The following is a 2553-nucleotide window of genomic DNA, read 5'->3' as shown; positions in this document are numbered from 1 at the left end:
GGTGCCCTTGTCCTCTTCGACTCCACAGCGACAGCTCAACAGTATCAACAATCTCCTACAGAAGAGCGTAGACTGAATGTCCAAGTTTCAGGAAACGAATTTCTTGTTGAGTTTCCGAACAAGTCCAAGTACAAATCAATTCATGAGGAGGTTCACGAAGCAAAAGGACACCTCGATTCAGATCTTAGAAAAATGAATTTTGAGGGGATTGAGTCAGCAGAAAGCGTATCTGAATCCGACGAAATCCGAGATCCAAAAAACATTGAGGAAAAAGTTGAAAAGAAAAATGTATATTCCTTGATTGGTGGATTGAATATTGAAATTGAAGAGTTCGCTGTATTTGGTAATGGCTCTATAATAAAGATCCCAATCCTCTCGACCTAAAGCGGACGCTACCTACCGCTCAAATATCACAAATAAATTTGCGTTCTGGAACGCTACTCGAACAGCTCGACGGCCTGCTCGTAGCGGGCGGACGGCTCGTCCCAGTCGACGACCTCGAAGAAGTTGTCGACAAACTTCCCACGGGCCGGGCCGTAGTCGTGGTAGTAGGAGTGCTCCCAGACGTCCAGCGCGAGGATCGGGTGACCGCCCCAGACCGCGCCCTCGTCGTGGTTGTCGACCACGACGTTGCGGAGCTGGTTCGAGAACGTGTCGTAGACGAGCAGCGCCCAGCCGGACGCGTTGCCGGCGGCCGCTTCGAACTCGCCCTTCCAGGCCTCGTAGGAGCCGAAGTCCTCCTCAATCCGGTCGGCGAGGTCGCCCGAGGGCTCGTCGCCGCCCTCGGGAGACATGTTCTGCCAGAACAGGTCGTGGAGGATGTGACCCGAGGAGTTGTGGGTCACGTTCCGGATCGCGCCGGCCGACGAGGAGAAGTCGTGCTCCTCCCGGTTGGCCTCGAGCGTCTCTTCGGCCGAGTTCCAGCCGTTCACGTACCCTTGGTGGTGGGTGTCGTGATGCCATTCGAGCACCTGCTCGGAGATGTGCGGTTCCAGCGCGTCGTAGTCGTACGGTAGCGGATCGAGTTCGTAGCTCATTATTGTATCACCTGTCACGAACATGTACCGGAAACCTGTTAAAGATAATGCGGCACATGATACCACACGTCACCTGACGCGAGTGTTATCGGGGGGTCCGAATCGAGAACGATACCCTCACAGTTCAGGCTGAAACGTCGACCTCGGACGAGCGACGGGGCCGCCGTCATCGCGCGACTGAGCGTAACTAAGAACAGTTACTTCAGGTGTGGGGCGGTGCGCGCCCAGCGCGATATGCGCCGCGCGCTTACGGTGGGAGTGGGATTTGAACCACGGTCGCTCCCTACCGGTTGCTCCCTGATTCAAATCCTCGTACGAGACGCGCGGGGCGCGGGGTGCGCCGCGCGCTTACCGTGGGACTGGGATTTGAACTACGGTCGCTCCCGTTCGCTCCCCGCGAGGCGGCTCGCTCACCTCCCGCTCTCTGATTCAAATCCTCGCACGAGACGCGCGCGGCGCGGGGTGCGCCGCGCGCTTACGGTGGGACTGGGATTTGAACCCAGGAAGCCGTGAGGCTACCGGTTTTCAAGACCGGCGCAATGGGCCACTCTGCCATCCCACCGCGAAGCTTCGCTTCGCACCGCCGCCGTCATGCGATTTCAGGCTCTCTGGAAGTGAAAAAATGTCACCCACTCCGCCCATCGCAGCTAAGTCAACGACAGCCGGACAGAGTGAAATCACCACCATAGGAGCCTGTACCCATGTCTAAGCCCGATAAAGTTCAAGGTATCGTTACCGTTCCCGAACCATCGCAAGAAGAGGTCAACGAGCGGCAGCTTATCGCATACAAAGCTCACCGAGAGAAGTACATCAATTGGCTTTCGAACATGGGGAAAGACCCCGACGCGCTTGAGGGCTACTCCCATCACACGGCGAAGAATCATGCGAGCATCATCGACAAGTTCCATCGGCAAGTTTGGAACCTTGGAGGTAGCTACACTCTCGACATTACCCATGACCATGCCGACGAGTATATCGAGAACTTAGTCCTCTCCGAAGAGGAATACTCCGATTCCTACCTCCACAACGTCAAGCTCGCCCTCAAAGCGTTCTTCCGCTTCAAAGACCCCGAGAACGAATGGGAGTGCGAGATCACCATCACCTCCTCAGACAGCGCGACTAATCCCAAAGACTACCTCACGGCAGAAGAACGCAAAGCCTTCCGAGAAGCCTCTCTGGAGTTTGGAACCATCCCCGCGTACTCAGCCCTCTCACCCGAGGAACGAGACGAGTGGAAAAAGTTCCTCGCCCGGCGCTACGGAATGGCCGCCGACGATGTAACGGAAAGTGAATGGGATCGCGCGAACGGATTCAAGTATCCGAGCATCATCCATACCGCGCTCGACGGAGGACTCCGCCCGATTGAGGTCGGACGCGCGAAGGTCGGATGGGTGGACATAGATAACGCCCTCCTCCGTATGCCGAAAGAAGTGCTGTGTTGAATAACGATCTAATCGGCTTATATCACGGAGTAGAAGGACGAAGCCGAGGAAATCGATTCTGTCCATGGAAGTCG

3 protein-coding genes and 1 tRNA gene are annotated in these 2553 nt (G+C 56.2%); 2 read left to right on the top strand and 2 right to left on the bottom strand.

What is annotated here, in order from left to right; genetic code table 11:
- Positions 1–384, top strand: a 384-nt coding sequence (locus N5096_RS14870) for a hypothetical protein (RefSeq protein WP_267665587.1), incomplete at its 5' end; no start/stop codon positions are given.
- Positions 385–437: 53 nt separating this feature from the next.
- Here the strand turns inward: N5096_RS14870 and sod are convergent.
- Both sod and N5096_RS14860 read right to left on the bottom strand, forming a co-directional pair.
- Positions 438–1037 carry a superoxide dismutase gene (sod, locus tag N5096_RS14865; RefSeq protein ID WP_267665586.1) on the bottom strand — a complete coding sequence of 200 codons (600 nt, stop codon included), beginning with the start codon at positions 1035–1037 and terminating at the stop codon, positions 438–440.
- A gap of 478 nt (positions 1038–1515) precedes the next feature.
- Positions 1516–1599: transfer RNA gene (locus tag N5096_RS14860), tRNA-Ser, on the bottom strand.
- Between the two features lie 139 nt (positions 1600–1738).
- On the opposite strand from N5096_RS14860, the gene N5096_RS14855 reads away from it, so the two are divergent.
- The gene (locus tag N5096_RS14855; protein ID WP_267665585.1) at positions 1739–2479 is read left to right on the top strand and encodes a hypothetical protein; all 741 of its coding nucleotides are present in this window, start codon (positions 1739–1741) and stop codon (positions 2477–2479) included.
- The last annotated feature ends 74 nt before the right edge of the window (positions 2480–2553 follow it).

The organism is Halorubrum yunnanense (assembly GCF_026586675.1).
In the GTDB taxonomy this organism is placed as follows: Archaea; Halobacteriota; Halobacteria; order Halobacteriales; family Haloferacaceae; genus Halorubrum; species Halorubrum yunnanense.
This window is presented reverse-complemented; position numbering and strand designations above follow the sequence as displayed.

What these genes read in the sequence shown, in the direction of transcription:
- N5096_RS14855 (WP_267665585.1), top strand. Translation starts at nt 1,739, where the DNA reads ATGTCTAAGCCCGATAAAGTTCAAGGTATCGTTACCGTTCCCGAACCA.
- sod (WP_267665586.1), bottom strand. Translation starts at nt 1,037, where the DNA reads ATGAGCTACGAACTCGATCCGCTACCGTACGACTACGACGCGCTGGAA.